At 30.6% G+C, this 24,051-nt stretch carries 27 protein-coding genes; 17 read left to right on the forward strand and 10 right to left on the reverse strand.

Annotation, left to right across the window (positions count from 1 at the left end):
- Window positions 1-45: 45 nt before the first annotated feature.
- From ACJDU8_RS18245 to ACJDU8_RS18265, 5 genes are all read left to right on the forward strand, one after another.
- Window positions 46-1,482: a multicopper oxidase domain-containing protein gene (locus tag ACJDU8_RS18245; protein ID WP_406793592.1), complete on the forward strand. Its 1,437-nt coding sequence runs from the start codon at window positions 46-48 to the stop codon at window positions 1,480-1,482.
- Window positions 1,483-2,200: 718 nt separating this feature from the next.
- Window positions 2,201-3,052, forward strand: a complete 852-nt coding sequence (locus tag ACJDU8_RS18250) for a GH25 family lysozyme (protein WP_406793593.1) — start codon at window positions 2,201-2,203, stop codon at window positions 3,050-3,052.
- 791 nt (window positions 3,053-3,843) lie between these two features.
- On the forward strand, window positions 3,844-4,392 hold the full coding sequence (locus tag ACJDU8_RS18255; protein ID WP_406793594.1) for an NADH peroxidase: 549 nt from the start codon (window positions 3,844-3,846) through the stop codon (window positions 4,390-4,392).
- A 43-nt stretch (window positions 4,393-4,435) separates the two neighbouring features.
- Entirely contained in the window at window positions 4,436-4,576 is a 141-nt protein-coding gene (locus tag ACJDU8_RS18260) for a zinc ribbon-containing protein (RefSeq protein WP_406793595.1), read from the forward strand.
- A gap of 207 nt (window positions 4,577-4,783) precedes the next feature.
- Complete coding sequence (locus ACJDU8_RS18265; protein ID WP_406793596.1) at window positions 4,784-4,990, forward strand: Spo0E family sporulation regulatory protein-aspartic acid phosphatase; 207 nt, start codon at window positions 4,784-4,786, stop codon at window positions 4,988-4,990.
- A gap of 119 nt (window positions 4,991-5,109) precedes the next feature.
- On the opposite strand, the gene ACJDU8_RS18270 is transcribed toward ACJDU8_RS18265, so the two are convergent.
- Together ACJDU8_RS18270 and ACJDU8_RS18275 are read right to left on the reverse strand one after the other, a co-directional pair.
- Window positions 5,110-5,676 (reverse strand): hydrolase, encoded by a 567-nt coding sequence (locus tag ACJDU8_RS18270; protein ID WP_406793597.1) that lies wholly within the window; start codon window positions 5,674-5,676, stop codon window positions 5,110-5,112.
- Window positions 5,677-5,783: 107 nt separating this feature from the next.
- Window positions 5,784-6,974 (reverse strand): multidrug efflux MFS transporter, encoded by a 1,191-nt coding sequence (locus ACJDU8_RS18275; RefSeq protein ID WP_406793598.1) that lies wholly within the window; start codon window positions 6,972-6,974, stop codon window positions 5,784-5,786.
- Window positions 6,975-7,219: 245 nt separating this feature from the next.
- Between ACJDU8_RS18275 and ACJDU8_RS18280 the strand changes: the two genes are divergently transcribed.
- A complete protein-coding gene (locus ACJDU8_RS18280; protein ID WP_406793621.1) occupies window positions 7,220-7,786 on the forward strand; it encodes a TetR/AcrR family transcriptional regulator in 567 nt (188 codons plus the stop codon).
- A gap of 331 nt (window positions 7,787-8,117) precedes the next feature.
- A complete protein-coding gene (gene lepB, locus ACJDU8_RS18285; protein ID WP_406793599.1) occupies window positions 8,118-8,648 on the forward strand; it encodes a signal peptidase I in 531 nt (176 codons plus the stop codon).
- A gap of 155 nt (window positions 8,649-8,803) precedes the next feature.
- Here lepB and ACJDU8_RS18290 read toward each other — a convergent pair whose 3' ends face one another.
- Entirely contained in the window at window positions 8,804-10,186 is a 1,383-nt protein-coding gene (locus tag ACJDU8_RS18290; RefSeq protein WP_406793600.1) for a L,D-transpeptidase family protein, read from the reverse strand.
- Window positions 10,187-10,630: 444 nt separating this feature from the next.
- Here ACJDU8_RS18290 and ACJDU8_RS18295 point away from each other — a divergent pair, with 444 nt between their 5' ends.
- Window positions 10,631-10,873: a hypothetical protein gene (locus tag ACJDU8_RS18295; RefSeq protein WP_406793601.1), complete on the forward strand. Its 243-nt coding sequence runs from the start codon at window positions 10,631-10,633 to the stop codon at window positions 10,871-10,873.
- Window positions 10,874-10,961: 88 nt separating this feature from the next.
- Here the strand turns inward: ACJDU8_RS18295 and ACJDU8_RS18300 are convergent, their stop codons facing one another.
- From ACJDU8_RS18300 to ACJDU8_RS18310, 3 genes are all read right to left on the reverse strand, one after another.
- Window positions 10,962-12,128, reverse strand: coding sequence for an iron-containing alcohol dehydrogenase (locus ACJDU8_RS18300; protein ID WP_406793602.1), 1,167 nt, complete (start codon window positions 12,126-12,128; stop codon window positions 10,962-10,964).
- A gap of 745 nt (window positions 12,129-12,873) precedes the next feature.
- Window positions 12,874-14,772, reverse strand: a complete 1,899-nt coding sequence (locus tag ACJDU8_RS18305) for a sigma-54-dependent Fis family transcriptional regulator (RefSeq protein WP_406793603.1) — start codon at window positions 14,770-14,772, stop codon at window positions 12,874-12,876.
- Window positions 14,773-14,905: 133 nt separating this feature from the next.
- Window positions 14,906-15,100: a hypothetical protein gene (locus ACJDU8_RS18310; protein ID WP_406793604.1), complete on the reverse strand. Its 195-nt coding sequence runs from the start codon at window positions 15,098-15,100 to the stop codon at window positions 14,906-14,908.
- 318 nt (window positions 15,101-15,418) lie between these two features.
- Here ACJDU8_RS18310 and ACJDU8_RS18315 point away from each other — a divergent pair, with 318 nt between their 5' ends.
- The 6 genes from ACJDU8_RS18315 (at window position 15,419) to ACJDU8_RS18340 (ending at window position 19,235) form a co-directional block, all read left to right on the forward strand.
- Window positions 15,419-15,928, forward strand: coding sequence for a hypothetical protein (locus tag ACJDU8_RS18315; protein WP_406793605.1), 510 nt, complete (start codon window positions 15,419-15,421; stop codon window positions 15,926-15,928).
- A gap of 206 nt (window positions 15,929-16,134) precedes the next feature.
- A complete protein-coding gene (locus ACJDU8_RS18320; protein WP_406793606.1) occupies window positions 16,135-16,551 on the forward strand; it encodes an acyl-CoA thioesterase in 417 nt (138 codons plus the stop codon).
- A 138-nt stretch (window positions 16,552-16,689) separates the two neighbouring features.
- Window positions 16,690-17,019 (forward strand): ArsR/SmtB family transcription factor, encoded by a 330-nt coding sequence (locus tag ACJDU8_RS18325; RefSeq protein ID WP_406793607.1) that lies wholly within the window; start codon window positions 16,690-16,692, stop codon window positions 17,017-17,019.
- 43 nt (window positions 17,020-17,062) lie between these two features.
- Window positions 17,063-18,271: a mercury methylation corrinoid protein HgcA gene (gene hgcA, locus ACJDU8_RS18330; RefSeq protein WP_406793608.1), complete on the forward strand. Its 1,209-nt coding sequence runs from the start codon at window positions 17,063-17,065 to the stop codon at window positions 18,269-18,271.
- Between the two features lie 10 nt (window positions 18,272-18,281).
- On the forward strand, window positions 18,282-18,581 hold the full coding sequence (gene hgcB / locus ACJDU8_RS18335) for a mercury methylation ferredoxin HgcB (protein WP_406793609.1): 300 nt from the start codon (window positions 18,282-18,284) through the stop codon (window positions 18,579-18,581).
- Window positions 18,582-18,977: 396 nt separating this feature from the next.
- Window positions 18,978-19,235 carry a YkuS family protein gene (locus tag ACJDU8_RS18340; protein WP_406793610.1) on the forward strand — a complete coding sequence of 86 codons (258 nt, stop codon included), beginning with the start codon at window positions 18,978-18,980 and terminating at the stop codon, window positions 19,233-19,235.
- 112 nt (window positions 19,236-19,347) lie between these two features.
- Here ACJDU8_RS18340 and ACJDU8_RS18345 read toward each other — a convergent pair whose 3' ends face one another.
- From ACJDU8_RS18345 to ACJDU8_RS18355, 3 genes are all read right to left on the reverse strand, one after another.
- Window positions 19,348-19,617, reverse strand: coding sequence for a hypothetical protein (locus ACJDU8_RS18345; RefSeq protein ID WP_406793611.1), 270 nt, complete (start codon window positions 19,615-19,617; stop codon window positions 19,348-19,350).
- 238 nt (window positions 19,618-19,855) lie between these two features.
- Window positions 19,856-20,002: a hypothetical protein gene (locus ACJDU8_RS18350; RefSeq protein WP_406793612.1), complete on the reverse strand. Its 147-nt coding sequence runs from the start codon at window positions 20,000-20,002 to the stop codon at window positions 19,856-19,858.
- Between the two features lie 11 nt (window positions 20,003-20,013).
- Entirely contained in the window at window positions 20,014-20,184 is a 171-nt protein-coding gene (locus ACJDU8_RS18355; RefSeq protein ID WP_406793613.1) for a hypothetical protein, read from the reverse strand.
- A gap of 644 nt (window positions 20,185-20,828) precedes the next feature.
- Between ACJDU8_RS18355 and ACJDU8_RS18360 the strand changes: the two genes are divergently transcribed.
- On the forward strand, window positions 20,829-21,077 hold the full coding sequence (locus ACJDU8_RS18360; protein ID WP_406793614.1) for a hypothetical protein: 249 nt from the start codon (window positions 20,829-20,831) through the stop codon (window positions 21,075-21,077).
- Window positions 21,078-21,253: 176 nt separating this feature from the next.
- Window positions 21,254-21,592 (forward strand): hypothetical protein, encoded by a 339-nt coding sequence (locus ACJDU8_RS18365; RefSeq protein ID WP_406793615.1) that lies wholly within the window; start codon window positions 21,254-21,256, stop codon window positions 21,590-21,592.
- Between the two features lie 339 nt (window positions 21,593-21,931).
- On the opposite strand, the gene ACJDU8_RS18370 is transcribed toward ACJDU8_RS18365, so the two are convergent.
- Entirely contained in the window at window positions 21,932-22,174 is a 243-nt protein-coding gene (locus ACJDU8_RS18370) for a hypothetical protein (protein WP_406793616.1), read from the reverse strand.
- Between the two features lie 181 nt (window positions 22,175-22,355).
- Here ACJDU8_RS18370 and ACJDU8_RS18375 point away from each other — a divergent pair, with 181 nt between their 5' ends.
- Window positions 22,356-23,519, forward strand: a complete 1,164-nt coding sequence (locus ACJDU8_RS18375; RefSeq protein WP_406793617.1) for a DUF362 domain-containing protein — start codon at window positions 22,356-22,358, stop codon at window positions 23,517-23,519.
- The last annotated feature ends 532 nt before the right edge of the window (window positions 23,520-24,051 follow it).

The following is a 24,051-nucleotide window of genomic DNA, read 5'->3' on the forward strand; positions in this document are numbered from 1 at the left end:
AAGTACACAAATGAAAATAACAAAGTAAAATAAGGGGATGAGAAAATGAGTACTAGACATTATGTTTTATTGGCTACAGATGGGTTCATCGAATTGCCATTAGATGGCGAATTATGTACAAAAAACAGAAAAGAGGTCTATATTTTTGGATTTATAGGTGGACTTTTACAGGTAGACGGAGTAAAAATAGAAGAAAATGAATATTTAGATTATGAAAATCCAAAGAATTGGGAGATACTTTTGAGTAAAAAAGGTACAGCTACTGTTCCTTCTCCTATGATTTGGGGCGAAGTAGATGACCAAATATATATTACGCTTATTAATATTGGTATGAAATATCGTCCAGACCTTACAGATTTTCATACAGTTCATATGCATGGTGCTCACGTTGCAACACAGTTAGATGGTTTCCCAGAGAGTTCTTTTGGGGTTCCTATGTGGGAAGAAACCACTCCACTTACCCCCCCACCTAAGGCAACCTATTTCTTTCATCCAGAAGATCCTGGAACACTAATGTATCATTGTCATGTAGAAGCCTCTGAACATGTTCAAATGGGAATGTATGGAGCGCTGGTTATTTATCCTTCAATGGAGAGTTTGGCTAGAAATGGAATTACTAAATCTCATAGATCTGGACGTTGGAAATTAAACGGTGAAGTACAACGCCATATTCCTAGAACTGCTACAAATCGAAATTTTGCTTATAATAATATTCACAGCTATTTTGATAAAGAGTATGTGATGCTTTTATCCGATATTGACTCATTATGGCATGAAAGCGTTCGTGAAAATATTCCTTTTAATGCAGTGGATTTTAAACCAGACTTTTGGCTAATTAATGGAAGAACTTTTCCAGATACACTCCTTCCACATCCTTTAAGTGTTGGTAGTGATCAAAATCTTATACAAATTAACTATGAATCCTATGTTCATGTAAAAACCAATGAGAAGTTCTTGCTTCGAATGATCAATATGGGTTATCAAGTGGTTCCGTGGCACATTCATGGTTGGCACTTTATGGTGGTAGGTAAAGATGCCCATATAAATCCATTCCTAAAACTTAGTGAAAATAGTGAACATCTTCACCATCAACTGACACAGATGGGTTTTACTGAAACCATTGGATCTGGAGAGACCTATGATTTAATTATTACTGCGGATGATAAGAGAGGATTATACAGAAAGTATATTGTTAAGGGTCAGGCTGGATTCCCTTCTCTTTGTAAGCAGCTTAGAGAAATACAAAGCATAGATCCTTCTGCGATATTTGATATTCCAGAAGAACCGGTACACTGCGATAATCCACAATTAATAAACTATATAGAAATTTGTAAACAGCCTCCTGGCGATCCAAATGATCAGTTCTTTCCACAATTTTATCCAATGCATAATCATGACGACTACAAGGTTACCAATAATGGAGTATATCCAGGTGGCCAATTAACATTTATTCAAACAGATGCACCAGATAAACAAATGTAGAAAGAAATTTAGAATTGTGTAGAGCACTTAGGTGAAAATCTAGGTGTTTTTTATTAAAAAAAATAAAAGAATTTATTTTATATTGATAAAGTTTTTTAAAAAAGATACGATTATATATATGTATATGCATGTGTGTATACATTAAGTATATAAATAGAAATTATATGCTGCTATCATTGCAATGCAATTTGGCAGCAGCTCTCAAAATCTCATTTTTTTATTACACATATTGTGAACTATTATAGAAGTAAGTACCTAAAATAATAAATGGGTACTTATTTCTATATGTACAAAGTATTTAAAATATAACTGTTAAGTCAGTGTCTAATTTTTATATTGTTCACAAAATGTTGTTATGTATGGTAGCAGGTTATAACAAATACTACATATAATGATTATTATCCTAATAAATAATAATTTAGGTATAAAATCGAGGTGAACCAAAATGTCAATAATTTTGTCTATAGTCCTTGTACCTATAATATTTATTTATATAGTAATATTTGTGCTTTGTAGGATTGCTAGTAAGGAAGAAGATTCAGAATAAAGAATTATAAACAAAAAGAGTTTTAGATAATCTAAGACTCTTTTTAATACTTAAAAATAACTACCAAGAGGTACAATATGATGGCAATAATAAGTATAATAATATATGTATATGCTGCAGTATATCACAGGATTGATGGGTTGGAGGAAAAAATGAATAGGAGGTAATTTTATGTTAAAAGGCATAGATATAAACTCTGAAAAGTGGGTTAATGATTGGGACAAGGTAAAAAATGCGGGAATTGAAGTTATTATAAATAAAGCTACAGAAGGAACTTATTATGAAGATAAGTATCTGTCTTACAGGGTAAGTAAATGTAAAGAATTGGGTATAAATATAGGCGTTTACCACTTCGCTGGAAACCAGGATATACCTAGCGAAGTTAATGCGTTTATATCATATACTAAGGATTATAGCTTAGATACTATTTTTTGGTTAGATATAGAACAACCACCTAGTTCTTATTCATGGAGCTGGGCTGGAAATGACCCAGCTAATTTTGTGAATACTTTTACTAATCTGTTTGAGCAGAAAACGGGTAAGGAAATAGGGGGTTATACTAATAAATATTTTTATGAAACTTTTTTAAATGGTAAGATTAGTTCTGTCCTCAAACTTTGGATTGCTGCATATGGGGTAAATAATAATCCATATCCTCAATATTCATGGCAATATTCAGAAACTGGTTCAGTTGATGGAATTGATGGCAATGTAGATATGAATTGGTTTGCAGAAAATATATTAGTTACTGCAGATTCAGGAGGGGATAGTAAGAAAAAAGTGGAGAATATAATTTGCATTAATAATAGCGTTGATGAAAGGGCCGGAAAATATTTAGCCGATTATTTACAGTGTCCCATTATAGACAATAGTTTAGTTAAGTTTGATTACAGTGTTGTTGAAAATGTATACTGTGTTGGCGGTGGTGAATTTACTGCTTATGCAAAAAAAATAATCAAAGGTGGAGACAGGTATGGAACTTGTCAAGCTGTATTAGATTTTATTAAAAATGCAGGGAAATAAAGTTGGTGTAATTGTAGGCATATTTGGAGCAGCACCTTATTTAAAGAAAAAGAATATTAATGTAAAATCTATAGGCGGAACGGCAAATAGATGCATTATTTTATGATTTTTATTTTTATCACATTGATCACTATATTGCATATTAATTATTATAATGTCACATTATGTAGCTTATTTTTGATAAATAGTAATTTTTTTATTGATTTTGATGATGTGTTGTGATATGTTGTAAACAAAGCTTATCAAATCTATTAAAAATAGGAGGATTGGTATTTATGAGAGAAGTTATAGAAACAACGATATTTACAATAGCTGTATTAACAATTTGGCACCTTATGTTATGGTATGGGGTATATAAACAAAAGGGAAATTAGATAAACTCTAATTTTTACAATACTGAAAAATACTTTAATGTATTATAGTATTAGGATATATAGATAAAAAATAGAATCAAATGGAATAAGAATATTTAATGCAATATTCCAATTAGATGAAAGGCTAACTCCTAAAATAGAAATCGAAATGAGTGGAGGAGAACATATAGACATATCAGCTAAAGTGGTCAAATAAAACTAACACACCAAAAAGCCCTGGTTAATTCCAGAGCTTTTTATTATTATATAGGAATATATTAAATTAAGCTTCTCATAATGTTTAGAAAATATTATGAGAATGTGGATAACTGGAATTTTAAAAGCCTTGACATCTAACATAAAATACTATATAATAATTATTATTAAAGGATAAATATGAAAAACTACATAATATTAATATATGGGGAGGAATTTATAATGAAAAAATTTGTTTGTTCAGTTTGTGGATATATTCATGAGGGAGATACACCACCAGAAAAGTGTCCTGTGTGTGGTGCACCTGCAGATAAATTTGTAGAAAAGAAAGAAGGAGGAGCAATCAGCTGGGCGGATGAACATGTAATGGGTGTTGCTAAAGGTATAGATCCAAAAGTAGTGGAAGAATTAAGAGCTAATTTTACAGGAGAATGTTCAGAAGTTGGAATGTATTTAGCTATGAGCCGCCAGGCAGATAGGGAAGGATATCCTGAAGTTGCAGAGGCATATAAGAGAATAGCTTTTGAAGAAGCAGAACATGCAGCTAAGTTTGCTGAATTATTAGGGGAAGTGGTAATGGCAGATACAAAGAAAAATTTACAGGCAAGAGTAGATGCAGAAGAAGGTGCCTGTAAGGGTAAAAAAGATCTGGCAACTCTTGCTAAAAAATTAAACTATGATGCAATTCATGATACAGTACATGAAATGTGTAAGGATGAGGCAAGACACGGAAGTGCATTTCAGGGACTGTTAAATAGATATTTCCAATAGAAGCCAATATGTTAATTTATTCTATATATAAGGGGTGATACTCGTGAAATATAATACAGGTGATAAACCAGGTAAAGGTAGTTATAAATGTACTACATGTGGTGAAATAATAGTTCTTGAAAAAGATACAGATTTTTTGCCGCCTTGCCCTAGATGTCGTCATATGGAATTTGAAAAAATTTAAATTATGATTGGACTATAAAAAATAAATAAGGAAATTAATTTTGAAAATATACAAAAAATTACTTATGTATTTATTTAAACCAACCGACTATATAATTAAACATATTAAAATTTTAATTGAACTAGAGGAATTGCTGATTGTAGAGGATTCCTCTAGTTCTTGCTTTAACAGCATTTTATTAATCTTAGAGAAGGAGATGAATGTTTTATGAAAAAAGCTAGATTGATATTAAAAAAATTGGAGAGACAAAGAGAGTTATTGGAACGGGAAATGAAGCAAAGTGAAAATTTATCTAACCCTAAAATAATTATTGAAAGTCAAAAATTAGATTTAATTTTGAATGAATATATGAGAGAAATCAATGAAAATCAATATAAAAATATGGATAACAGAGAAAATATATATGAACTTTAAAAGCAATAATGCTCCCCCTAAGGTTAGATGGATTATGAAGTGATTCTAAGATTAAGGGGAGTATCTTTATAAGTAAGGCATATTCCGGTTGTTATAGTTGGTTATGCAGGATAAGATTTTTATCGTAATGATAAGACTATTTCTTCACTTGTTCGAAGCTTACCTATCCTAGGGAAGATGTGTTTACAAACATAATCATGCTCTTCTTTGGTTAAAGCTGTCATTGCATCTTCTACAAAAATTTGATTATAACCATGCTGAAAAGCTTCTCTTGCCGTAGTATCTACGCCAATTCCAGTAGAAATGCCGCATAGTACAATAGTATCAATTCCGCGACGTCGTAACTGCAAGTCCAGATCAGTACCATAGAATGCACCCCATTGTCTTTTGGTAATAGTGTGAGCGTTTTTACTATTTGTTATTTCAGGCACATAACTATCCCAGCCTTTTGAAAATTGTGTCGGATTGGTTTTTAAATCTACACTTGGTTTTAACATATCTTTTCCATCTATGGAGGAAACTCTTACAAGAACTACAAAGCCTCCCTTCTCAGTAAATGCATTAATTAATCTGCTTGCATTCTGAATAACTTCTACACCAGTATGGGGTGAAAGATCCCTATTCACAATTCCATTTTGCAAGTCTATAATTACCAGAGCTGTTTTTTCTGATTTTAAATTTCCCATTTTCTTATCTCCTTTTATATCTTGTGTACAAGGTATTGTAAGCCCCTTGCCATGGTCATTATACATAATAATATAGCTTATAATTTTATCTTATATTGTAATGATTATTAATTTAAGCTAAGCTTTTTATATACTTTAAAATATACCCACACCGCATTTAGTAGCAGCAATGCGCTTGTAATAAAAAAAATATATCTTATACCTAGATAAGCTGCAATCTGCCCACCCAAAATAGAACCGCCAAATATCCCTAGATATTGGGCGGAGATATTAAAACCAAAAACTCTACCAGTAAGAGAATCTGGCGTAATTCTCTTAACTAAAACATTAACAGAAGGATTAAGCCCCCCCATCGCTAATCCTAGTAGAAAACGAAGACCCATTAACTGCCAAGGATCTTTTACAAAGGCCTGTGGTATAAAAATTATTCCTGCCACTATCAGTGCAACTAATATTACTTTTTGTGCTCCGATTTTATCAGAAAGTTTTCCAAGTCTGGGAGCCGCAATTATATTGGCTAATCCTGATGCTGAGAATGCCATCCCAGCTAGCAGAGCAACGTGAGTGGTATTACGAGATAACTGAGTAATATATACTGTTATGATTGGTTCTACGGAATATAGCGCTAGAGTTAATATAAAAGAGGTTACAAACATTATAATAGTTAAACTTTTGTTTGGAATGATACTCCATATCTCCTTAACACTACTCACCTTTTTATCTTCGTGAGTAAAGGATTCTCTTACAAATAAAGCAGTTGTAATGAATGTAATCAGCATAAGTATACCTGTCATAAAAAATACATTTTGTAAACCAAAGTTTTCTTCAATATAGCCGCCAATCATTGGTCCAAGTAATGCTCCGGCAATACTTGATGTTGATAGTGTACCTAAAGCCCATCCTGCGTGTTCCTTATCCGTCTGAGTTGCAATCAGTGTGGTGCAAGCTGTACTGTAGCCTGTGATAATACCCTGCAATACTCTTAATACTATTAGTTCATATACATTTTGTGCGAAACCCATACTGAATATAACTACTGCCATACCAAGACTTGCTCGCAAAAGCATTGGTTTTCGTCCAAATTTATCAGCAGCGTGTCCCCAAATTGGTGAGAAAACAGCTGAAATTATAAAAGTAATACCAAAAGCAATTCCTGAAAGTTGCTCAATTAAGGCTGTATTAGAGATGCCGAGATGTTTTATATAGAGGGGCAATACTGGGGCAATTTGACTCATTCCTACGCTGGTTACGAACATTCCGAACCAACAAACTATTAAATTTCTTTTCCATATTTTCATAATAGACCTCTTCTCTTTGTCATAACTCAATATAAATAACGCTACTATCTAAAAGACATAACGAAAATGCCAATTGATAAACAACTAAACGGCAATAAAATGTATGCTGCATTATATGTTGCTTTTCAATATTATTATAAATTATAAAGCATAATATGTAAACTATAATTTATAGTTTGATAAATATATTTTTTTATGTTAAACTATTTCTATAAAGTAAAATTATACGAAGGAGTTATAGAATGATGCGAAAACGAAATTTAACCAAAGAAAAAATTATTCAAGTTGCTTTTTCATTGGCTGATGAAATTGGACTTAATCAAGTTACTTTCCCCAAAATTGCAGAAAAGTTGGACATAAAATACCCATCTTTATATAATCATTTTACTAATATGGATAATCTTAAAATAGAAATGACCATATACCTTTTAAATAAATTGAATTTGCAATTAATGCAAAGGTTAATTGGTAAAAGTGGTGGAGATGCTATTAGGGAGTATGCCTACGCTTATCGAGACTTTGCCTTTGAAAACAAGGCTGCCTATGGGCTTATTATGAACATTCCAAGTACAGAAGATAAAGAAGTACATCGTTTAGCCAAAGAAACTACCAGTATTATTCGTCAAATTTTACATTTTTATATTAAAGATGAAACACGTTTGGTTCATAAAAGCCGAGGATTAAGGAGTTTGTTACATGGTTTTATCTCTTTAAATTTCCTTGGATATTTCCAAAATCCAGTAAGTTCAGAAGATAGTTTTCAAGTGATGATAGATGATTTTATTTTATCATTTTCAAGAAATTTGTTTTAAATCTTGTGTTAATTAATAAACTTTTTAGCCTTTTGTCTGTTACCGCAAATGAATTGTACTAATTTATGATTTTTAAATAAATTGAATATTTCCCGTCTATAATGTCAAGTTCATAACTTGGCCATTTTTTGTTTATCCATGATATACATAGTTAACATAAATTTTACCACAACGTTAATAAATTAAATACTGCTTTAGTAAAACAAATTTATGTTATATGTTATAATAGATAAAGTAACTTTTTGAAAAAAATTACGGACAAAAGTGGCTAGCTATGTTAAAAATGCAGGCAAAATTAATAAGAAAATTTGTTAGGTGAGGAGGATGACAATTGAATAATAAAACAATTTTTATAACCATAAAAGAATATGCATTAAGTATTTTAGTAGCTATTGGATTTGCATTTGTATTTCATAGTTATGTTTTTGCAAGAGCAGATGTGACAGGACCATCTATGCAGCCCACATTTAATGATAGGGATGTAATATTTGTAGAGAAAGTCAGTACTGAAATTGGACATATAAATAGAAGTGAGATTGTTATTTTTAATTCTAAAAATCAAAATAATGATACCTATATAAAGAGAGTTATAGGCATAGCTGGGGATAAGATTGACATAAAGGATGGAAAAGTTTATTTAAATGGACAAGCAATTACGGAGAGTTATCTGCCCCAAGGCACTATTACTGAACCTAATTCTTTTAATACAGAATATGTTATACCTAAAGGATATATTTTTGTACTGGGAGATAATAGAGGAAATAGTACTGATAGCAGAATACTTGGTTTGATAAATATAAAAGATGTAAAAGGGCATGTGATTTTTAGAGCTTATCCTTTTAAAAATATTAGTATATTTTAGTGGGTACTTTTAGTATTTATATCCTTCATATTTGTACAAATATGAAGGATATAAAATAATTTTAGCACAATTGGAGAAACTGTATGATTCTTATGGTAATTTGTTTAAATAAAAGTTGATACTATTTTGTAAACTATTAATTTTTCATCAGTTCTCTAATAATAACATACTACAGGAGTACCTATATGTATATTGTCGAATACTGCCTGAGCTAAGCTGTATGGTGAATTTACACAACCGTGGGAACCATTTGTTTTATATATATCTCCTCCGAACACATTTCTCCAGCTTGCATCATGGATTCCAATTCCTCCATTAAAGGGCATCCAGAAACTAACAGGAGAATTGTAATCCTGGCCTTTTAAAGTAGTGTTTCTTTGTTTATCTTCTAATCTGTAAATCCCTTCAGGTGTTGCAGTATTTAGGCTTACGTTACCTGTAACAACATCTCCATCCACTATCAATGAACCATTTTTATAAAACCACAAATGCTGCTGTGTCATATCTATTTCTACATATGTATTTCCAATATCATTGCCAGTATGAGAAACAGCAGTTTGGTTGTATGAGGGCTCTTTCACTATAGTTTGTCCTTTTTTTATTGATTCACTTAAATCTTGTACCTCTTTATCAATATTAATTTGCCATCCATAGTCACCACCGCTAATACTTATAGTGTTTCCTGATGATGTATTAAAGCTTCTTGTTTTACCAGAAGTATTATAAGTATTAGCAAGTGACACTATGTATTCCTTTACTTTTCTCTTATCAAGTGAAACATTAAAATTACTATCAACTGTAACCCACTTATTTATTGCTGAGCCATCTAAAATTTCTTTGTCATTTCCAAAAGTATAGGTGATCTTTGAAGATACATATTTATTGAGCATATCCCTAGCCTTTATAACTTTTTCAGATTTTGCAGTATACTTGGGAGTTACATAACAATTAGAAGACTCTAAATCTATTGTTGAGTCCATTCTAGATATTGCATCTGTCACATGTTTAAGCAAAATATTCTTATCTACTTTATTACCTTTAATTTGATCCACAACAACAAAGGCATTACCTACATATTTGAAACTGGGTTCTTTAGGTTGAATTATATTGCTGTCAGTAAAACAAGATAAATTATCTATTTGTTTTGCTAATCGTTCTTTGTCATATGAAATTTCAGCTGTCATATTAGAATTTTTTGTATTAAAAATTGATGAAATCCATTTCAAAGGGTTTTGTTCATATTTAAACTTCTTAAATTGTTCGTCGGATTTATATTTTAAATTAATATCACCTGACTTAATTTGTTCTTTCTTGTCACCTCGTTCTTTTATATTCAAAGCATATGTATTCAATTCAGATGCCATTTGTGATTTAATTTCTTCCACTGTTTTACCTGATACATCTGTACCATTAATTTTAGAACCCAAATATAAATGGTTCATGAAGTATATTGAAGTCAATAAATATATACCAAGTAAAGCACAAAGAGAAATTGTTATTCTTGTCACAATTTTATTCCGTCTATTTACAAGTTCCATACTATCCTCCTTTCTATAAGCTAATCTTTTATAGTTGTCTTCTACATGATTTTTCTTGAATCCTGTCATATCATGTGTTTTTTTACTAGTAAAAAACTGCTATAGATTTATTATTTAACTTCCTATTATAGATATAGATTACAAACTATGATTATATTATAGATCTCACTTTACTAATTTTCTATAATAATAACAAATTTGTTATTTGTTTATGAATAATTTTTATACAATTTTCAAGTTTTTAGGGGTATTTTCTCCATATAACTTCACAAAATGATAAAACTTATTGTGTCTGATTTTTTGAATGCAGCTTCCAATGAACTAACTGTATATGGGGGACAATAAATTTATAGAAAAATTACAACATTTTCATATGCTATAGTATAAAGCCTTAGTTAAAAACATCATATAGATGATATATTTATAAATGGAGGCGTGAAAAAGGTGAAAGATATAGTTTGTGTTAACAATAGTGTTGATGAAAGGGCTGGAAAATATTTAGCCGATTATTTACAGTGTCCCATTATAGACAATAGTTTAATTAAATTTGATTATAGTGTTGTTGAAAATATATATTGTGTTGGCGGTGGTGAATTTACTGCTCGTGCAAAAAAAATAATCAAAGGCCAAAACAGGTATGCAACTTGTCAAGCTGTATTAGATTTTATTAAAAATGGCGGCAAGTAAAACAAGAGTTAATTAATGATAATATTTTAGGGGTTGTGTTTACAACCCCTAAGAATAACTACGTAATAAATATATATTAATTTTTCAGTTAAAAATCAACCTTTTTCCCACTATACATATACTGTAAGAGCTTTTTCATCTCTTCTTCAGATATTTCTCTAGGATTAGAGCCGGTGCAAGCATCCAGTATAGCATTGTGAGCTATAAAATCTAGGTTTTCATTAAAATCACTTTCACTTATACCATAATCCTTTATTGTAAGAGGAATGTCCATCTTTTTATTCATATCACGAATCAGTTCAGTTAATGAATCTATTAATTTATCTTCATTAGTTCCTGGCAGGTGGATACTTTTAGCTATTTCGGCATATTTTTTCGAACAAGCCTTTTTATTAAAATCTATGACATAAGGCAGGTATATAGCATTGGCACACCCATGAGGTATGTGAAATACTGCACCAGTTTTATGCGCTATACTATGAGTTATTCCAAGGAGTGCATTGGAAAATGCCATCCCGGCCAGACATTGTGCTATATGCATGTGTCCCCTGGCTTCCGTATCCTCTTCATAGGATTTCAATAAATATTTGTGAATCATGGTTATAGCGTGTATAGCAAGTGGGTCTGAAAAATCTGAATGCAAACTTGCAACGTATGCTTCTATTGCATGAGTAAGTGCATCCATTCCAGTGTGTGCTGTGAGCTTTTTTGGCATTGTTTGTGCAAGAGCCGGGTCTATTATAGCTACATCAGGAGTAAGGTTAAAATCAGCAAGAGGATATTTAATCTTAGATTTATAATCTGTTATTACAGAAAATGCTGTTACTTCAGTTGCCGTTCCGCTTGTAGAAGGTATAGCAACAAATTGTGCCTTTTGTCTTAATTTAGGAAGTCCAAAAGGAATTACTGCCTTTTCAAATGTAAAATCAGGGTATTCATAAAATATCCACATTGCTTTAGCGGCATCTATAGGTGATCCTCCCCCTATAGATACTATCCAATCTGGTTTAAAGTCTCTCATTATTTTAGCACCATTCATAACAGTATCAACAGATGGATCCGGCTCCACGCCTTCTATCAATTTAACTTCAATACCTGCTTCTTTTAAATATGCTTCAACTTTAGCTAAGAATCCAAACCTTTTCATAGATCCTCCACCTACAACAACTACTGCTCTGCTTCCGTCTAAATTTTTTAAGTTTTCTAAGGAATTTTCACCAAAGTAAATATCCCTAGGTAAAGTAAATCTCCCCATTTTTTCTCCTCCTTATTATTCAATTACATAACTTTACAAATCTTTAATTTTTCTAATAATATAAAGAAATTACCCAAAACAATTTTAATAAATAAAATGGTATCGTTGTCAATTTAATATATTAGCAAATACTGTGCCAGTACATTTTTTACTATGAAAAGATTGAATATAGGTGGGTATTTTATAGAATACAAATAGTTATTTAAAAAATGTTGTAAAAAACAACATTTTTTAAAGATAACACTGTTGTTTTTTGCAACAGTGTTGCTTTTAAATACACTTTAACAAAAACTAATTGTGCAATAAGTTATTCATGTAAATAATCAAAAGACTAAGTATGCTCATCATGCTTAGTCTTTTGTATTATAAAGTGGTAGGGTAAAGTAAAATAATAATATCTTTTTATACCCAAGTATAATGTATAATATGGTATAAAATATAATAGCAAATACTATGCCAATATGTTTTTTATTATGAAGAGATTGAATATAGGTAGGTATTTTATCCGAACGCTACCATTGCTAACACCCCCAGCTTCTTCAAAGTGGGGGATAAGCATTGCTACGCGCCTGGATAAGTTCTTCTAAGGTTCAGGTGGAGAAAAGCATTTCTCATGAGCAAACTCCACCTGAACCTAAGAATCACTTGATAAAATGCAAATAGTTATTTTAAAAATGTTGCAAAAAACAACATTTTTAAAGATAATAATGTTGTTTTTTGCAACAGTGTTGCTTTTATACACACTTTAGTCAAAATTAATTTGATATTTTTTTATTTTTGTGTACAATGTACTTCTATTTATTCCTAAAATTTTAGAAGCTTTTGATATATTACCATTACAAGTATTTATACAATTTATTATTGCTTTCCTTTCTAATTCTTCTAATGAGCACATATCGTATTGGAAATTTGTAGTATAAGAACTACTTTGTGTGTTTTCTGAAAAATTATTTTGGAAATCAAAAGATGTATGTCCATTCATATTTACAATGTTTTCAATGCAATTTTCTAATTCTCTAACGTTTCCAGGCCAATTATAATTTAAGAGCTTTTGATATATATGAGTATCTATTGTGGGAACAGGTTTTTTGAGTTTAAAGGCTTTCACCTCCAAAAAATAATCTATTAGTATTTTAATATCTATATCTCTTTCTCTTAGTGGTGGTACATATATAGGTATTACATTTAATCTATAATATAAGTCTTCACGAAAAATTCCTCTTTTTACTTCTTTCCTTAAGTTTTTGTTGGTAGCTGTGATGATTCTCACATCGATTTTGATATATTTGCTTCCACCTATTCTGGTGACACAGTTTTCCTGAAGAACTCTTAAAAGATTTACTTGCATATCTAAGGGCATTTCCCCAATTTCATCTAAAAATAAAGTACCACCATTTGCAAGTTCAAATTTTCCTGCACGTCCTCCATGTTTTGCTCCTGTAAATGCTCCGTCTTCATATCCAAACAATTCACTTTCTATTAAGTTCTTTGGAATAGCACCACAATTTATTGCTATAAAGCTTTTATTTTTTCTATTGCTGTTATTGTGGATTGATTGCGCAATAAGTTCTTTCCCTGTACCGCTTTCTCCTTGAATTAGTACGGTAGAAGGGCTGTTAGATATATTTCTCAACTGTTCTTTTAAATTTATCATTTTTTCACTTTTGGCAATTATATCATCAAAGGTATAAGTAGCAGATCCACTTATGTATTTGGTAACTAAGTTATATACATTCTGAATATCTTTGAATGTAACTACCATTCCAGTTATAGTATCACTCTTATCTTTTATAGGGTATACGTTTAAGTTAAACCTTTTCTTTTCATCCAAATATAAAATTTCTTTATCTTCATATACATTTCCTGATTTAAGTTCGTCAAGTATATACTGCCAGTTATATAAAACCTTATGTACATTTTTATCTATAATATATTTTTTGTTTATAGCAAGCATGTTGCATGCGCTGTTATTTATAGCCCTAACTATTCCATTGTTATCTACAGCTAAAATTCCAAAATCCATGGAATTCATAATTTTATTTAAATATTGGTAGGCTTTGAATAATTCGCTTTGAGACTTGTTTAATTTTAAGTCATTTTCAATAGACTTTACTGCTGATACAACAAGACCTAACGTATGAGGGTGGGCTAGCTGCCGTTTCCCAGTTAAGTTAAGACATCCAATTATATTTCCTTGTTCATTGTGGATGACAGATGCAGAGCAGGTATAAATCTGAAAAATATTTATAAAATGTTCCTCGCCTGAAATTTGAACTGATAAATTTTCAAAAAGAGCGGTTCCCATTGCATTTGTACCTGCACTTTTTTCACTCATATCAGCACCTTCTACTATTCCAGCCTTTGCTTGTTCTATTACTATATCTTTGTCACCTATAATAGTTAATACAATTCCGTTTTTGTCTGTAAGATATAATGAAAAACCTGATCCATTTAAAAAATCATAAAGTATTTCCATAAATGGTCTTGTTATTTTCATAATATCGGTGTTTTCTTTTATTAAGTTTCCCAATTCTCTGCTACTAAGTGTTCGTTTGGGCTTGGGTATACCCTTTTCTATATGATATTTAATGCACCTATTAAGAGATCTACTTACTATTTCATTGTGAGTAGATGATTTGAACATTTTAAATTACCCCCTTTGTACATAAATAACTTTCTCATAGCGTATTGTTTATAGTTGTATTTATTTTGATATCATATATAATTTTATCATAATTTAATCATATATATATATGAAAAAAGAACCTGCTGAGGTTCTATATAAATAATATAATTAATACAACCATAGGAATAGCCGCACACAAAACTAATAATATAGGTGATATGTCATCTTCTGGTATGGAATTATAATCTTCAGAACTATTATTAAGTTTATCTAACTCTTCAGCTGGCTGTATTAGAGAATAATTTTCTTCTGTCGATTTTTGTTCTAGAGAGTCTAGGTTTACCATAAATATACCCCCTTATAATAACTTCATATTTAAATAAGAAGTTCCTTTTTATTAATTTTGGTATTTAAGCATACGTTTACAATAATGCCTATATTTTATTAAGAACTTAAAGTGGGTTACTAATTTCCTTATATAATATTATATGAAATTATTCGTATTTTGTGAATATTCTTTAAATTACTCGTAAAATTAACATATCATATGTCTGCAGCTTCAGTGTTATATGAATATCTAGGTATTTGTTAATAAAGACTTAATAAATATTACATTAAATGTTAATAAATGGATGATAATATATTATTCGAAGGGGGTAATATTATGAATAAAAATTTAAAGATGAAATTAATATGGGTAATATCTATGGCAACTATAAGTGGTTTTGTTCTAGCAGGATGTGGTACTTCAAAAAGTACAAACTCTAACAACAGCAAAAATGCAGTTCAAAGTACTTCTCAAAAAAGTGAAAATATAAGTTCTAGCGAAAGCCAAAACAAGAATTCCAATGAAAGTGAAAACAAGGATGCTACTAAAAGCATTTCTGGAAAAAGCAAAAACTTAAGCTCTATACAAGCAAAGGCTAATTATTCTTTTTCTAATTTTGGAATTAGACTAAACAAATTGGTATCAGACAAAATTATAACAACCTCGCAAAAATCGGTAATATTAGATTTATTTAATAAGAAAGAAATAACATCAAGTAATTTTGAATTGCAGCTGAATAATTTAGTAGCAAAGAAAACTATAACAAATTCCCAAAAGTCAACGATATTACATACATTCAAATCAGAACAGGTTCAGCATACAACAGTAAGTAAGAAAAAAATATAAATAAAAATGAAGTTTGAAGAGTTCTGTTAACAGGACTCTTTCTGCATTTACAAAATAAACGAATAAAGTAGGTGGTGACAATGTAGATATATCAAGGAAGAGAAGTACAAATATGATTTTTATAAATATTTGAGGTAAGTATTATATATTTATATAATAAAATAAATATATAGTTATGCGATTATTACATAAAGGAGGATATGGGAATGTCAGTAAAAGCTATGTTGGTTGAAAGGAAAATTGAAATAAAAGCGTATGATATTGATGTAATAGGTATTGTAAGCAATATAGTTTATGTCAGGTGGTTTGAGGATTTACGTCATTCTTTTTTGGATAAGTATTATCCTTATGAAGAAATGATTCAATCCCAAAAATCTCCTATTCTTATGAAAACAGAAATTGAATACAAGGCTCCTCTTACAATATATGATAGACCATTAGGTAAATGTTGGGTGATAAGTATGGGAAGAAGCAAATGGGAAATGGGTTTTGAGATATATTCAGGGGAAACTATGAATTGTTTTGGAAAGCAATTAGGTTGTTTCTTTGATTTAGGGAAGAAGAGACTTACTCGAATACCTCAGAGTATAGTTCTTCAATATAATAAAGAAGTGTCAGGATAAAAGGCCATCTATTAAATTAATGGTAGATAGGCAGATAATAACATAGACAACTCTCTATATGTAGTATATACTATACATATAGAGAGTTGTCTATATGTGTAGCAATAATATAATTATAGATCAATGGAGGTGGGTAAAATGGAATACAATTATATTGAATATGTGCCTATATTTAAAGCACTTGCCGATGAAACCAGATTGAAAATAATTGATATGCTTTCTTGTGGTGAAATGTGTGCTTGCGATATCCTAGAGTTTTTTAATATCACACAGCCAACACTTTCGTATCATATGAAGATTTTAACTGATTGTGATATTGTTAATGCAAGAAGGGATGGCGCGTGGATGAAATATTCCCTAGATTTGTCCAAATTTGAGACACTGGAGAAGTTTATCAAGAATATCAGTAAAGATACTGACAATTGTATATGTAAAAATCTCGGAAAATGTTCAAATACTTCTGAGTGAAAATGCGTTTTATAGGAAATTGGAAGTTTGGGAGGTCAGAAAGTTGGATAAGATTAATCGTTCTGATTCTAAAAAAAAGTTTGAGAAAAATTCTAAAATAAAAATAGTAAGAATAAAACCTAAAAATGCTAGTGGATATACTTCTTCTGAGTGTGAGGCGGCTGAAAATTCCTGTTATTGTGGAAGTGAGCATAAGGAATTATGTAAATCCACTACTAAATATGATAAAAAGTACAAGTGGATAATTGGAGAAATAAGTACTTCACAAGGCTGTGTGCCATGTATTTCTACTAAACTAGGATTTACTGATATATGGGGTACATGGAAAGTACGCTTTGGAGTAAACAGAATGAATTATAAAATCAATCCTGGACTTTATGCGGTAGGAACACCTGATAATACCTCTCCTGTTTTGGTTACAGCAAACTATAAACTGACATTTGATATCTTGAGGAAAGAATTGGAGGAATTCAATGCATGGATAATGGTGCTTGATACAAACGGAGTGAACGTATGGTGTGCAGCAGGGAAAGGGGCCTTTGGAACTAAGGAACTTGTGAATAGAATTTCAAAGGTAAGGCTTTCTCAAATTGTATCGCACAAAACATTAATTCTCCCTCAACTTGGAGCCCCTGGGATAAGTGCTCACCAGGTTACAAAGCAGTCTGGTTTTAAAGTGGTATATGGTCCTGTGAGAGCTGAAGATATAAAAGTATTTCTGGAAACAGGAATGAAAGCTACAGAAGAAATGCGTGAAGTTAGGTTTAACATAATTGACAGGGTGGTTCTGACACCAGTTGAATTTGTAAGTTCTTTTAAAATTGCTATGTTGGTTTTTGGAATAATGTTTCTTATAAATTTATTTGCTGTTAATCCTTTTGGGGTAGTTGATTTTTATGCATTTATAGGTGCGCTACTGGTGGGCTGTGTTATAACTCCTGTATTATTGCCGTGGATTCCAGTAAGGGCTTTTGCTGCAAAAGGCTGGATTATGGGATTAATGTGGTCAGTTATTGTGAATATACTTAATGGTTGGCCTGAAGTACCAGAGTATGGTGTATTAAAGACTATTGCATATTTATTGATTTTGCCATCGGTAGCATCATATTATGCTATGAATTTTACTGGGTCTTCTACTTACACATCTTTTTCCGGTGTAATAAAAGAGATGAAGGTAGCAGTTCCTACAATTGTTGTATCAATAGGACTTGGAATTGTATTGCTTCTGGTAAACAGCTTTATTCATATGTAAGGAGGGAACTATGAAGAATAAGTATCTGAGAAATGTCTGTACGCTTGAGTTTGATTCAGATAAATGTGTAGGTTGTGGAAGATGTATTGAGGTCTGTCCACATAAAGTATTTAATTTAAATGAAGGTAAGGTTGAACTTATTAATAAGGATAACTGTATGGAATGTGGGGCATGTACAAGGAACTGTCCCTATAATGCTATTAAGGTAAAGTCAGGTGTTGGATGTGCTTATGCAGTTATAATGGGATGGATTTTGGGTACTGAGCCTACATGTGATTGTTCCGGTGACAATAGCAGCGGATGTTGCTAAATCAAAGATATTACATGGAAAAAGTTTTGTAACTCCTGATACAGGGGATATTCATTTGATACCTCTAAAGTAATTTATATTTTTTTATGGAATATTTTAAGTGCAAAAATAATACTATAAAGTAAAGAGCCTGGACTTAAAGAAGTTACTGAAATATAAGATTCAGAACTTACTGATAAGTAAAGGCTTTTTATATTTTACCAGAACAAAAACTGATGAAATGGATAATATAAATATTTTGTATTGAATAATGGGTTTTAGGTGTTTACTTTTATTTTAGAAGAGTTTGTAAATGGAATATTGTGGATAATGTGGATAAGCTGTGGATAATTTATAAAAATGAAGTATGTATATCTATAACTGTCAGTGGGAAAAATAGAAATGAGGTGATAATATATGAAAAAAATTGGCGTAGAAAAAGGGTTGTCTATTATCGCAGACTATTTAAGCTCGGAAGGATATTCAGTACAAACTTTAACCGGTGATCTTAAGAATAATGTCTCAAAGTGTGAAAATTTAGATGCAATCGTTACGGCAGGCTATGATACGGATATGATGGGTTTTAGTGATACTTCCACAAAAGTTCCAGTTATTGATGCTAGTGGTTTGACACAAGAAGAAGTAAAAAATATGATTCAACGGAAAATCACTTAAAGTCATTTATATATCTATTACTTACTGAAAATAAGCACTAGTGGGAACTAGTGCTTATTTTCTATAATGTCTAAACTAAGTATGTTTATGAAGTGTAAAACACTTTTTAATGTTAATACCAGTCGTCATAGAAAAATAGTAATGGCCAAAGAGGGAATCCACGTCTACGCCTTCTATGCCTGCGTCTTCTACGCCTCCCGTATCTATATCCAGGATCAAAGTCATCATAAAAGTCATCATCATAAGGCTCTGCATCTGTATATTCATCTTGAATTGATCTAGTATAAGGCATTGAGTAATATGGACAATACATAGGAGCTTCAAAGTCATAGAAATTTTCAACTTCGTTATTGATGCTCTTATTAGAATCGCTAATGCTCATGAGTTACCTCCATAAATTTGTTTACAATGCATACTATGAATAAAATAGTAAATTTGTGAATAGGAGTTAAATATGTGCTGGCGGTAGTATGAATATTGAAGAAAAGCTTAATAAAAATGAAAAATAGCAATTAAGTATAAAGATTTTTAGTATTTTTTATATAAAGGGACAAACCTCATCTTAAGTTGACAATCGCCTGATATAGTATGATAAGGTTTGCCTATATTATTGAAATCTATTATTTATAATTTGTACGTGTGGAGGGTTCATCTTTTCCGTAAGGACTATGTTCAATAGCCTTATTCTTTACATTTCTAGCATAATTAGTGGATATCGGATTTTCAGTAATTTTGTGATTTTTGCTAGAAGAATTCTTTTTACTCATATTATCACTCCCTATTTGTTATGAGATAATTTTGATCTCTTCGTGTATTTTTTACCATTTGAGTGAGAACCTATTTTTTTCCCATGTTCAATACCTATCTCAGCACCTAGTTCAGAATACATTTTCCTTTTTTCAGCATTAGATTTAGGCCTATCTTTTATTCTGTTCTTATTATTATCCATACAAGTTCCTCCTGTAAAATTAATAAATTACAAATGTATAGAAATTAAAACCCTTAAAAATTTAATGTTTTATGCTATCCAGTATAAAAACTATTATTACTTTCTTCATAGTATTTACTTAAGTTAAGTATTTTACTCAATTATATGATTACCATGTATTCTTTCTGCTGCAAATATTGACAAAATTTATTTTATATAAATAATTATTCTTTTAATCTTAAAAATCTCATAAATTCGGTATTTAAATTTAATAACTATATGAAAAAATTACAAATTAGAGGCACAAATAGCGGTGTTTCAATATAATATGAATTTAGACTACAATGTAAAATTAAAACATGTTGATAGAATATATATCAACAAACTCTGGACATGCTTTGCTTGAAAGCTACCATTACTAACACTCCCGTCCTTTTCAAAGTAGGATATAAGCACTGCTGCGCTGCTGGATAGGTTTTTCCAAAGTTCATATGGAGAAAGGTATTTTTATGAACAAACTCCACCTGAACCTAAGAATCACTTGATTATGGATGAATTTTCCAAGCTATAATTGAATTTCAGAAGGACTGAAATAGGCCAATGGATGGGATTTTAAGACTTGAAACATGGAATATATCTTTGGATAACTAAGGAGGAAAAATAATATGACTAAGTATAGAAAGAGACCAGTTGAAGTGGAAGCAGTCAAATGGACAGGGAAAAATATAGATCAAATAGACAAGTTTATTAAAAGTGATAGTTATGAATATAGTAATGACAAATTATTTATATATACTTTAGAAGGGAAAATGAAAGCTAGTATAGGTGACTATATTATAAAAGGTGTAGATGGCGAATTTTATCCATGTAAACCGGATATATTTGAGAAAACTTATGATTTTATTGAATCATAGAAGTTATATTATGTATAAATGATTTCTAAGTTTGCTGTGAATTTTCCCAGCAGACTTTATTTTTTTTGTAAATTTAAGCAGGAATATAGAAATTCATGGAGAAATACTATCTTTAAGTTAATAAGTTAAAATGAAATATGAGTTGTTTATTATATTTTTTCAAAGGGGAGAAGCAAATGAAAAATATAAGTAATATGAGTAATTTAATTAATCACAGGCCACTCCAAATAACGACTAATACAATAATATCAATAATTATTGCTATTATTGCTCTGTACATTCTAATAAAAGTAATAAGTGGCGTAATAAAAATAATAGCACTAATAGCTGTTTGTTGGTTTGTATTAATGTCAGTCCAAAGTACAAATGTTGTAAATATTCCTTTGGTAAAACAAGCTTATGTTACAATAGAGAAAATAATCCCTTCAAAAGAATTGTGGATAAAAGCCTCTGGTTATATTAAAGATGTAAGTAAAATACATAAAGTTATGGATGATTTAAATAACTCAAAATAGTAAATGTCATGTAGTAAATGTCTGTAATTAACAACTGTAGTATAAAATATATGGAAATACTCATGGAAATACTATTGTATACTATCGTTGAAATGTGTATTTATTTTAAATGATTAGTAACCATTGGTAAAATGCTTGTATATAATATTTATAGATGGAAATTAATTTAGACTAAGTAAAATATAAGGATATATAGTGATAAACTTTTAGATAAAAAGCCTAGAGTAGATAAACTTGCTCTAGGCTCTATCTTATCCGAATAATCATTTAATACTATTTATGATCTTATCATCAATATGTTATAAAATTTCATAAATGAATTCCAAATATAGAAAACAATTATAAATCTTTTTCTATATCTTTAATTTGTTTTTTAAGATCGTGAATTTGATCCTTTTTATCTTGAAGTGATTTTAATCTTTCTTGTTGGGCTGCAATAGTCAACATAGTTCCGCCAATTGCTACAATAAAATTTCCAAGTACATTTATTTCATCTGTATCTTTGTCTTTAGATAATACTATAGCTATAAAAGTACTAATCACTGCAAGTTGATTTGGATCCAATGAATTTAAAGAAAGCATTTTATTCACCTCTGCTGTATTATATGTAATTGATAAAGATTAGGATAATGTAGTTTAGATTGTTTTTTATTTTTGTAAAAATATTAATTATTGGATACAAATATTTATTGATATGAAATTAAAATTGGTATAATATAATGTTATAATCTAACAAAATTTGAAGTGAACAGAGGTAGAAATTATGGAGAAGGTTGCATTATTAAAGTGTGAGAAGTATGACCTGGAATTAATAGAGAAAAAGTTAAGATATGGTTTTGAGTTGTTGGGCGGTGAAAGTTATTTAAGAAAGCTAATACCTTATAATTCAAAGGTATTATTAAAACCTAACATGCTTAGTATTGAAGGCAAAGGCTCTCCGGTAATTACAAATTATGTTGTTTTTGAAGCATTGATAAGAATAATTAAGGACTACAGCAGTGATATAAGCTTTGGAGATTCTCCAGGCTTTGGCAGTTCCCGGAAGGCAGCAGATAAATCAGGATTGATTGAAGTTGCAGATAGGTATGGAGTTAAATTCGATTCCTTTCAAGATTCAGTTCATGTTATGTTGGAAGATTCAATACTTTGTAAGTCTTGGAATGTGGCTAGAGCACCCTATGAAGCAGATGTAGTAATTACACTGCCGAAAATGAAAACCCATGCCATGGCATACTTTACGGGAGCAATAAAGAATCAATTCGGGTGCATACCTGGAACTCAGAAAGCAGCTTGGCATACTAGAATGCCAGATGCTAATAATTTTTGTAAAATGTTATTAGATTTAAATACGTTAGTAGGAACCAACTTTGCTGTATTAGATGGTATTGTAGCTATGCAGGGTAATGGACCTAAAAATGGTACCCCATATAAAATGAATACCTTAATTATGGGTGATAGTATAACTGCTGTTGATTCTGTAGCTGTGAGGTTAATTGGATATGATAATCCTCTTGAAATACCAGCCTTAAAGGAAGCCTATGATAGTAAATGGGGAAAAGTACTTCCTGAGGATATAGAAGTTGTTGGCGAGAAAATAGAGTCTATGAAAGTAAAGGATTTTGAATTAAGTAGAAAAGGAGGAGATTTCTACTTCTTGAATCCAAAAGCTACTGCTTTTTTAAAAGGAATGATAGCGCCCAATCCAAATCTTATTTTTGATAAATGCATAGGTTGCAGGAGATGTATGGAAGTTTGTCCTGAAAGCCCTAGGGTTATAACTATGATTAATAAAAATGGCAAGACAATTCCTAGTTGGAATATGAGTAATTGTATTAGATGTTTTTGCTGCCAGGAATTATGTCCTGTAGGAGCTATTGAAACTAAACATACTACGCTTGGAAGGCTATTAGGTTTTAATAAGAATTGATGTTTATAAAAAAGAGAGTTACTTGCAGATTTAAGATATTTTGCTTAATAAAGTATTGATGAAAATCCATTATAAGTAAAATGGCATTCCATAAACTAACTCGGGCGTATCCTTATGTGAAATAATAAGTATACTGAAGAATATGTGTATATTATCAATGATATTTTTATGTAAACATATATAATATTGATTTCTTATATGTTTATACGTGGTAAGATATCATTCGTCACTTAGAGACGCAGCAAGTGTAATATAAGAATCATTATGTTTAATATATGGCGGCTGCGTGATAGAACAATTGGTATTAAATTACTGATTGACAGTTTTAAGTGAGCATGATAAAATGTAAATCCAGTGGCAAATCAGCCACAATAAATAGCGGTTAACTTGGTAATAAATTACTAGTTGACAAACTAAAACAAACATGATAAGATGTAAATCCAGTCGCAATGAAGCGGCAGATGATCCTTGAAAATTAAACAGAATAAAGAATATAGGTAAACTTATTTATAAGAATAAACCAGCAATTCTT

It is taken from the genome of Candidatus Clostridium eludens (genome assembly GCF_045310515.1).
Classification (GTDB): Bacteria; Bacillota; Clostridia; order Clostridiales; family Clostridiaceae; genus Clostridium_B; species Clostridium_B eludens.

Bases quoted from the DNA above. Each gene is read 5' to 3' on its own strand.
- ACJDU8_RS18245 (WP_406793592.1), top strand. From the start codon at position 46: ATGAGTACTAGACATTATGTTTTATTGGCTACAGATGGGTTCATCGAA.
- ACJDU8_RS18250 (WP_406793593.1), top strand. From the start codon at position 2,201: ATGTTAAAAGGCATAGATATAAACTCTGAAAAGTGGGTTAATGATTGG.
- ACJDU8_RS18255 (WP_406793594.1), top strand. From the start codon at position 3,844: ATGAAAAAATTTGTTTGTTCAGTTTGTGGATATATTCATGAGGGAGAT.
- ACJDU8_RS18265 (WP_406793596.1), top strand. From the start codon at position 4,784: ATGAAAAAAGCTAGATTGATATTAAAAAAATTGGAGAGACAAAGAGAG.
- ACJDU8_RS18270 (WP_406793597.1), bottom strand. From the start codon at position 5,676: ATGGGAAATTTAAAATCAGAAAAAACAGCTCTGGTAATTATAGACTTG.
- ACJDU8_RS18275 (WP_406793598.1), bottom strand. From the start codon at position 6,974: ATGAAAATATGGAAAAGAAATTTAATAGTTTGTTGGTTCGGAATGTTC.
- ACJDU8_RS18280 (WP_406793621.1), top strand. From the start codon at position 7,220: ATGCGAAAACGAAATTTAACCAAAGAAAAAATTATTCAAGTTGCTTTT.
- ACJDU8_RS18290 (WP_406793600.1), bottom strand. From the start codon at position 10,186: ATGGAACTTGTAAATAGACGGAATAAAATTGTGACAAGAATAACAATT.
- ACJDU8_RS18300 (WP_406793602.1), bottom strand. From the start codon at position 12,128: ATGGGGAGATTTACTTTACCTAGGGATATTTACTTTGGTGAAAATTCC.
- ACJDU8_RS18305 (WP_406793603.1), bottom strand. From the start codon at position 14,772: ATGTTCAAATCATCTACTCACAATGAAATAGTAAGTAGATCTCTTAAT.
- ACJDU8_RS18310 (WP_406793604.1), bottom strand. From the start codon at position 15,100: ATGGTAAACCTAGACTCTCTAGAACAAAAATCGACAGAAGAAAATTAT.
- ACJDU8_RS18315 (WP_406793605.1), top strand. From the start codon at position 15,419: ATGAATAAAAATTTAAAGATGAAATTAATATGGGTAATATCTATGGCA.
- ACJDU8_RS18320 (WP_406793606.1), top strand. From the start codon at position 16,135: ATGTCAGTAAAAGCTATGTTGGTTGAAAGGAAAATTGAAATAAAAGCG.
- ACJDU8_RS18325 (WP_406793607.1), top strand. From the start codon at position 16,690: ATGGAATACAATTATATTGAATATGTGCCTATATTTAAAGCACTTGCC.
- hgcB (WP_406793609.1), top strand. From the start codon at position 18,282: ATGAAGAATAAGTATCTGAGAAATGTCTGTACGCTTGAGTTTGATTCA.
- ACJDU8_RS18340 (WP_406793610.1), top strand. From the start codon at position 18,978: ATGAAAAAAATTGGCGTAGAAAAAGGGTTGTCTATTATCGCAGACTAT.
- ACJDU8_RS18345 (WP_406793611.1), bottom strand. From the start codon at position 19,617: ATGAGCATTAGCGATTCTAATAAGAGCATCAATAACGAAGTTGAAAAT.
- ACJDU8_RS18350 (WP_406793612.1), bottom strand. From the start codon at position 20,002: ATGAGTAAAAAGAATTCTTCTAGCAAAAATCACAAAATTACTGAAAAT.
- ACJDU8_RS18355 (WP_406793613.1), bottom strand. From the start codon at position 20,184: ATGGATAATAATAAGAACAGAATAAAAGATAGGCCTAAATCTAATGCT.
- ACJDU8_RS18360 (WP_406793614.1), top strand. From the start codon at position 20,829: ATGACTAAGTATAGAAAGAGACCAGTTGAAGTGGAAGCAGTCAAATGG.
- ACJDU8_RS18365 (WP_406793615.1), top strand. From the start codon at position 21,254: ATGAAAAATATAAGTAATATGAGTAATTTAATTAATCACAGGCCACTC.
- ACJDU8_RS18370 (WP_406793616.1), bottom strand. From the start codon at position 22,174: ATGCTTTCTTTAAATTCATTGGATCCAAATCAACTTGCAGTGATTAGT.
- ACJDU8_RS18375 (WP_406793617.1), top strand. From the start codon at position 22,356: ATGGAGAAGGTTGCATTATTAAAGTGTGAGAAGTATGACCTGGAATTA.